Source organism: Phenylobacterium sp. (genome assembly GCF_041691455.1).
Taxonomy (GTDB): Bacteria; Pseudomonadota; Alphaproteobacteria; order Caulobacterales; family Caulobacteraceae; genus Phenylobacterium.
This window is the reverse complement of record NZ_JBEPUO010000005.1, coordinates 241,682-249,046: the sequence shown is the minus strand read 5'-3', so window position 1 is coordinate 249,046 and position 7,365 is coordinate 241,682. Positions and strand designations below refer to the sequence as shown.

Here is a 7,365-nt window from a genome sequence, read left to right as displayed (position 1 = left end):
CCCCCCCCCCCCCCGCGCGTGGGGCCCCGGGCCCCCCCGCGGGCGGCGCCCCCCCCCCCCCCCACACCCAACACCCCCCCCCCCCCGCCCCGGGGGGGGGGCCGCCCCCCCCCCCCCCCCACGTCCCACGCAGGTACGCGCGAAGCTAGTTTCCGGAGAGCTTCCGGCCGGCCATCAGGCCCAGCGCCAGGAAGATCACGAAGCCGAGCACGAACAGGAAGAACAGGATCTTGGCGACGCCGGCCGCCGCGCCCGCGATCCCACCGAAGCCCAGGCCGCCGGCGATCAGGGCGACCACGGCGAAGATCAAAGCCCACTTGAGCATGTCGCTCACTCCTCAATTGTCCGCGTCATTGCGGAGCTTGGGATGGCTAACGCAGGCTTGGCCGTAGCGTTCCGAGGATCACCGGTTCGTGCGCGCCGGTGAATTCCTTGTTTCGCGCTTGCCGCACCCTGATCTAAGACGACCGCGATGGCGAAGAACCCGGAAAGTCCGCTGGAGCCCTTCAAGCGCGCGTTGGTCAACGCGACGCGGTCGCTGGCCGAGTCGCCGGACCTGGAGATCGTCTACTCCGGCGAGGGCCCACAGCTTTCCGGCAACCGCGCGGTGCTGCCGCATCCGCCACGCGACCTGACCGCCATCGACGCCGCGCGGATCCGCGGCTTCGCCGACCAGATGGCGCTGCGCATCGCCCACCACGACGTGGCCGCCCACGCCAAGACCCGGCCCGCCTCGGTGCAGGGCCAGCCGATCTATGACGGGATCGAGCAGGCGAGGCTCGAGGCGATCGGCGCCAATGCGCTCGGCGGCGTGCGCGAGAACCTCAAGGCCGTGCACGAGCAGGCCTGGGCCAAGCGCGCCTTCAACCAGATCGAGGCGCTGGCCAATCCGCCCTACGCCGACGTGGTCTCGCTTATGGTCCGCGAGCGGCTGACGGGCGAGAAGCCCCCGGCCATGGCCCAGCCCGTGGTCAACCTGTTCCGCGACGAGATCGAGGCCAAGGCGGGCGCCGACCTCGACCGGCTGACCGAGGCGGTGCAGGACCAGAAGACCTTCGCCCGCATCGCGCGCGCCATCATCCGCGACCTGAAGATGGGCGACGACCTCTCCGACGCGCCGGACCAGCCGGACAACGACGAGGACAGCGGCGAGGAGGGCGAGCCCGAGGCCAGCGACGACAACGACGAAGGCGACGGCGAGGGCAAGTCCCCGCAACAGGCCGCCATGGACGAGAACGACGCGACCCACCGCGAGGGCGACGACGCCGACAGCCAGATGATGCAGGCGGAGGACGATCCCGACGCCGAGGATTCCGATGAGCCCCCGGACATGGGCGAGGGCGACCAGCCGGCCCGTCCCGACCTGAAGGGCGAGGGCAAGGTGGTCACCTACAAGGTCTTCACCACCGCCCACGACGAGGTGGTGGCGGCCGAGGAGCTCTGCGACGCCGAGGAGCTGACGCGGCTTCGCGCCTATCTCGACCAGCAGCTCGCCAGCCTTTCGAACGTGGTCTCCAGGCTGGCCAACCGCCTGCAGCGCAAGCTGCTGGCCCAGCAGAACCGCTCGTGGAGCTTCGACCTCGAGGAGGGCATCCTCGACGTGGCGCGCCTGACCCGGGTGATCGTCGACCCGACCGCGCCGCTCTCCTTCAAGGAAGAGCAGGACACCGAGTTCCGCGACACCGTGGTCTCGATCCTGATCGACAACTCCGGCTCGATGCGCGGGCGGCCGATCATGGTGGCGGCGGTCTGCGCCGACATCCTGGCGCGCACCCTGGAGCGCTGCGGGGTCAAGACCGAGATCCTCGGCTTCACGACGCGCGCCTGGAAGGGCGGCTCGGCGCGGGAGGACTGGCTGAAGGCCGGCAAGCCGCCGCAGCCCGGCCGGCTGAACGACCTGCGCCACATCATCTACAAGGCCGCCGACTCGCCCTGGCGGCGGGCGCGGCGCAACCTCGGCCTGATGATGCGCGAGGGGCTGCTCAAGGAGAACATCGACGGCGAGGCCCTGATGTGGGCCCACCAGCGGCTGATCGGCCGGCCCGAGGCGCGCCGCATCCTGATGGTGATCTCCGACGGGGCGCCGGTGGACGACTCGACGCTGAGCGTGAACTCCGGCCACTACCTGGAGCGCCACCTGCGCGAGGTGATCGGCGAGATCGAGACCAAGAGCCCGGTGCAGCTGATCGCCATCGGCATCGGCCACGACGTGACCCGCTACTATCGCCGGGCGGTGACCATCGTCGACGTGGAGCAGCTGGCCGGCGCCATCACCGACCAGCTCGCCGAGCTCTTCGAGGAGGAGCCCCGGCGGATGACGCGGCGCAATGCCGGCCTCCTGCAGCCGCCGCCCAACACCCAGGGACCCTCGGGTCCGGCCAAGCGGTCGACCTTCAAAGAAGTCCGGAAGGCGGTGGCTTGAAGCCGCTCGCCGCAGCGCTGGCCGGACTGGTTCTGGCGGCCTGCGGCGGACCGATCGCCGAGCTCCCCAAGGCCCCGGTTCCGGCCGGACCGGGGATCGCCGTCAAGGCCGAGGCCGTGCCGCTGAACCCGGCGGATCCGAAGCAGAACCGGGTCGGGAACTTCGTCTACGCCGGCGGCCTCAAGCTCACCTCGGCCCAGACCTCCCGCCTGCACGGCCTCTCCGACCTCGACGTCCAGCCGGACGGCGCCCTGGTCGCGGTGGGCGACGAGGGCGACCTGCTGCGGGCCAGAGTGGCGCTGGACGCGCAGGGCCGGCTGACCGGGGTCACCGACGCCACACTGGCCGCGCTCACCGGTCTCGACGGCAAGCCCCTGCAGGGCAAGGACGAGGCGGACTCCGAGGGCCTCGCCCTGCTGCCGAACGGCGACCTGCTGATCAGCTTCGAGCGGCACGACCGCATCTGGCTCTATCCGGCCAAGGGCGGGGCGCCGCACGCGGTCCCCTCGCCGGCCGTCAAGTTCCCCTTCAACGAGGGGATGGAGGCGCTGGCCCCCGATCCGCTGCTGGGACCCGACGCCTATTTCACCGGCGGGGAGACCACGGGGCGGACCTGGTCCTGCACGCTCGCCGCCCCCTGCACCGAGGGGCCGAAGGTCAGCCTCAGGGTCGGCTTCGGGCTGGTCGCCGCGCGGCGGATGCCGCAGGGGCGGACCGCCTGGCTGCTGCGCGCCTTCAATCCGGTGACCCGCAGCGTCATCGAGCTTCGGATCACCGACACCGCCGGCGCCGTGGTCGACCGGATGACGTTGCGCGGACCGCTGACCGTGGACAATTTCGAGGGGCTGGCGGCCGTTCCCGCCAGGAATGGGCCCGGCCAGGACGGCGCCGTCCGCTTCTACCTGATTTCCGACGACAATTTTTCAAGGTCCCAGCGCACGCTCCTGCTGGCGTTCGACTGGAAGAAGCCCGCGAACTGATTGCGAGATGACGCCATGAAGACCGAGGTTTCGATCGCCATGCCCGACGCCAGGGCGCTTGGATTTGACGGCGCCCGCGCCTTCGTCTTCACGCCCGACCAGGGCGAGGGGCCGTGGCCCGCCGCGATCCTCTACATGGACGCCCCGGCCATCCGGCCCGCGATGTTCGAGATGGGCGAGCGCCTGGCCCAGGCCGGCTACTACGTCCTCCTGCCCGACGTCTTCTGGCGGGCCGGGCCCTATCCGCCGCTCGACATCGTCAAGGCCCGGGCCGGCGATCCGGAGATGGGGGCGCTCTTCGCCAAGCTGCGCGCCTCGACCAACGCGAACCTGCAGATGCAGGACACCGGCGTCTGGCTCGACTGGCTCGCCAAACAGCCCAAGGCCAAGGCCGGCAAGGTCGGCGTCACCGGCTACTGCATGGGCGGCGGCATAGCGTTCCGCGCCGCCGGGACCTTCCCAGGCCGCATCGCCGCGGCGGCCTCCTTCCATGGCGGCAACCTGGCGACCGACGCCGAGGACAGCCCGCACAGGCTGGCGCCGAAGATCGAGGCCAAGGTGCTGATCGCCGGCGCCGACGAGGACCGCAGCTTCGACGCCGCGCAGTGCGAGCGGCTCGACGCGGCGCTGAAGTCGGCCGGTGTCGAGGCCGAGGTGTCGATCTGGGCCGGCGCCAAGCACGGCTGGGTGCCCACCGACATGCCGGTCTACAACAAGGCGGCCGCCGAGCGGCACTGGCTCGAACTGATCAAGCTGTTCGACGGGGCGCTGAAGGCCTGACCGCTAAAAGACTGTCATAGGCCGCAGCTAGCGTCCGGAGTTCGACGCTGCGGAGGGTCCGCCGCGTCCCATCCTCCAGGGACTCTGCAACATGAAGCGTATCGCGCCCATCGGCCTGTTGTTGGCCGGACTCCTGCTGTCGGGCCCGGCCCAGGCGGCCTCGATCTTCCTGCCCGGCGGCCTGGTGGTCAGCGTCGAGGGGAACGGCTCGAGCACCGGGATCTACGCCGACAACCAGGCCGCGCCGCTGACCCTCTATTCCTTCAGCCACACCGGCACGAGCAGCGCGGCCCTGACCGGCTCCCTGATGCTGCCGCAGACCGCCTCGGGCGCGAACCACGCGATCTCCGGCGAATACGGCTCCTCGTCGGAAGGCGGGCTGCAGCTCACCGGCGACGGCAAGAGCCTGATGATCATGGGCTATGGCGTGAACGCCGCGACGTTCAACTCAAATCCGGCGGCGTTCGGCGCCCTGGACCCGAGCAAGCCCAACGCGCTCGCCCAGTCGAGCAGCACGCTGGTCCCCCGCGTGGTGGCCCTGGTCGGCGCCGACGGGTCGGTGGACACCACCACCGCGCTCACCAACGTCTTCAACGGCAACAATCCGCGCAGCGCGGCCTCGATGGACGGGTCGTCCTTCTATGTGTCCGGGCAAGGGACCGGGACGGACCAGACCGGCGGGGTCTTCTACGCCGCCAAGGGCGCGACGACCGCTACCCCGATCACCGGGGACGACACCGCGACCGTCAAGAACGGACCGAAGAACATCACCCAGGACACCCGCGAGGTGCAGATCTACGACGGCCAGCTCTTCGTCTCGGTCGACAGCAAGGGCGGCAAGGACAACGCCCGATCCTTCGTGGGGACCCTGGGGCCGGACGGCGCCCTGCCCACCAGCCTGGCGAACGGCGGAAACGGCCCAGCGATGCTGCCCGGCTTCGGCAACAGCCGCGGCACCGGCAAGATCGTGCTGAACGCCAACACCGCCAACGGCGTGAGCGGCATCGGCCAGGAGGTGAACCTCAGCCCGGAGGACTTCTTCTTCGCCAACCCCACGACGCTCTATGTGGCCGACAGTGGGTTCGGGAAGCAGGATTCGGCGGCGACCCATCTGGGCGACGGCGGGCTGCAGAAGTGGAGTCTGGTGGGCGGCGTCTGGACGCTCGACTACACCCTGGCGGCGGGCCTGAACCTGGTGGCCAACACCGCCGCTTTCGGGACCACCGGCCTGCTCGGCCTCACCGGCCAGGTGATCGACGGCCAGGTGGAGCTCTTCGCCACCAACTATACGATCGGCGACACCGACCAGACCTATCTCTACGGGATCACCGACCTCTTGAGCGCCATGACCCGGCCGGCGGACGAGAGCTTCACCCAGCTCGCCATCGCGCCGGCCGACACCACCTTCAAGGGCGTGGCCTTCGCGCCGACGGCGGCGGTTCCGGAGCCCGCGACCTACGCCCTGATGATCCTGGGCTTCGGGCTGGTCGGCGCGGGGATGCGGCGCCGGCGGAACCGCCTCGCCTTCGCCTGAGGCCTGGGACCGGGGCCAAAGAAAAGGGCCGCTGTCGCCAGCGGCCCTCTTCCGAACGACACTTAGATCGGCGCTCAGGCCGCGGGCTGCTCGGCGAGCTTGGCCTTGAGCTGGCGCTTGATCTTCTGGGCCTTGGGCGAGAGCTCCTCGTCGCTGGCCTTCAGCAGGAAGGCGTCGAGGCCGCCGCGGAAATCGAGCGTGCGCAGCGCCGCATTGGTGATGCGCAGGCGATAGGACTGGCCCAGCGCATCCGACTGCAGGGTGGCGGGCGACAGCGCGGGCAGGAACCGGCGCTTGGTCTTGATGTTCGAGTGGCTCACATTGTGGCCGACCATCGGGCCGACACCGGTGAGTTCGCAGCGACGCGACATGGGATCAGAAACCTTCGCGAGAATAGGACGCCGCGGGCCGGGCCCGCGCGAGAGCGGGCGATATAGAGGAATGTGCGCTTCCGCGTCAAGGTAAGGCGGTCAATTCCCTTGAGGCGAAGCAGCGGGTGTTCAGGTACAGCGGCCGGATGCTGGCGGCCATAGGGAGTCTCGCGGCGTGACCCGACTGGCCCTGGTGATGATCGCCCGCGACGAGGCCTCAAGCATAGGCCGCGCCCTGGAAAGCGCCCGGGGGCACGTGGACCGGATGATCGTGCTCGATACCGGCTCACTCGACGACACGGCGGCGATCGCCAGGGCCTGCGGGGCCGAGGTGCATGAGTTCGCCTGGTGCGACGACTTCGCCGCGGCGCGCAACGCGGCGCTGGCGCACTCCGACGCCGCCTGGAACCTGGTGCTGGACGCCGACGAGTGGATCGAGGGCGGCGCCGAGGCGCTGGGTCCCGAAACCCTGCCCGCCGCCGCGGCCGGGTTCCTCGGCGAGGTGCGCATCGGCAGCCGGATGGATGCGGGCGGCGTCGAGGGGATCGGCTCGGTGTGGATCGCCCGTCTCCTGCCGGGAGCCGTGCGCTACGCCGGCCGGATCCACGAACAGCCGGTCAGCGACCTGCCGCGCCGGCGCCTGCCGCTCGACATCGGCCACGACGGCTATACGGCGGAGAACCTGGCGCGGAAGGGCGCGCGCAACGAGACCCTGCTGATGCGCGAACTCGAGGCCGCGCCGCACGACCCCTATCTGTGGTTCCAGTTGGGCAAGGAGCATCAGGCCCGCGGACGCGGCCCCCAGGCGGCGGTCTGCTTCACCGAGGCGCTGCGTCTCGCGCCCGCCGATGTCGGCTGGCGCCACGCCCTGGTGGTGCGGACCCTGATCGCGCTGAAAGCGGACGGACGGCTGGCCGAGGCGCTGGAATTCGCCGACGCCGAGGTGGCCAACTGGCTGAGCTCCCCGGACTTCTATTTCGTGATCGGCGACCTCTATCTGGAAGCCGCCGCCCAGGAGCCGGATCGGGCGCTGAACGACTTCCTGCCGGTAGTGGAGTCCGCCTGGAAGCGATGCCTGGAGATCGGCGAGCGCCCGGACCTCGACGGCTCGGTGATCGGCCGCGGCAGCTATATGGCCGCGCACAATCTCGCGGTCTTCTACGGGACGCTCGGCCTGGCCGCCCAGGCGGCCGAATACGAGGCGATGGCGGCCCGTCTCCGCCGTTGAGACTTGTGTCCGAACCTCTTTGAGATACAATATGTTGCGGTGAACAAATC

The 7,365-nt window shown here is 70.3% G+C and carries 6 protein-coding genes and 1 pseudogene; 5 read left to right on the top strand and 2 right to left on the bottom strand.

The window, feature by feature from the left end; translation table 11 throughout:
- Positions 1-145 precede the first annotated feature (145 nt).
- On the bottom strand, positions 146-325 hold the full coding sequence (locus tag ACESMY_RS10710) for a DUF1328 family protein (protein ID WP_372784573.1): 180 nt from the start codon (positions 323-325) through the stop codon (positions 146-148).
- 147 nt (positions 326-472) lie between these two features.
- Here ACESMY_RS10710 and cobT point away from each other — a divergent pair, with 147 nt between their 5' ends.
- The 4 genes and pseudogenes from cobT to ACESMY_RS10690 form a co-directional block, all read left to right on the top strand.
- Positions 473-2,422, top strand: a complete 1,950-nt coding sequence (gene cobT, locus ACESMY_RS10705; protein WP_372784572.1) for a cobaltochelatase subunit CobT — start codon at positions 473-475, stop codon at positions 2,420-2,422.
- Complete coding sequence (locus tag ACESMY_RS10700) at positions 2,419-3,402, top strand: esterase-like activity of phytase family protein (RefSeq protein ID WP_372784571.1); 984 nt, start codon at positions 2,419-2,421, stop codon at positions 3,400-3,402. Before cobT ends, ACESMY_RS10700 begins: the two co-directional genes overlap by 4 nt.
- A 15-nt stretch (positions 3,403-3,417) precedes the next feature.
- A complete protein-coding gene (locus tag ACESMY_RS10695; protein WP_372784570.1) occupies positions 3,418-4,182 on the top strand; it encodes a dienelactone hydrolase family protein in 765 nt (254 codons plus the stop codon).
- Positions 4,183-5,614: 1,432 nt separating this feature from the next.
- Positions 5,615-5,716: pseudogene (locus ACESMY_RS10690) on the top strand (PEPxxWA-CTERM sorting domain-containing protein); the annotation flags it as partial.
- 74 nt (positions 5,717-5,790) lie between these two features.
- On the opposite strand, the gene rpmB reads toward ACESMY_RS10690, so the two are convergent.
- Entirely contained in the window at positions 5,791-6,087 is a 297-nt protein-coding gene (gene rpmB / locus ACESMY_RS10685) for a 50S ribosomal protein L28 (RefSeq protein ID WP_329654116.1), read from the bottom strand.
- A gap of 175 nt (positions 6,088-6,262) precedes the next feature.
- Between rpmB and ACESMY_RS10680 the strand changes: the two genes are divergently transcribed.
- Positions 6,263-7,315, top strand: a complete 1,053-nt coding sequence (locus ACESMY_RS10680) for a glycosyltransferase (protein ID WP_372784569.1) — start codon at positions 6,263-6,265, stop codon at positions 7,313-7,315.
- Positions 7,316-7,365 lie beyond the last annotated feature (50 nt).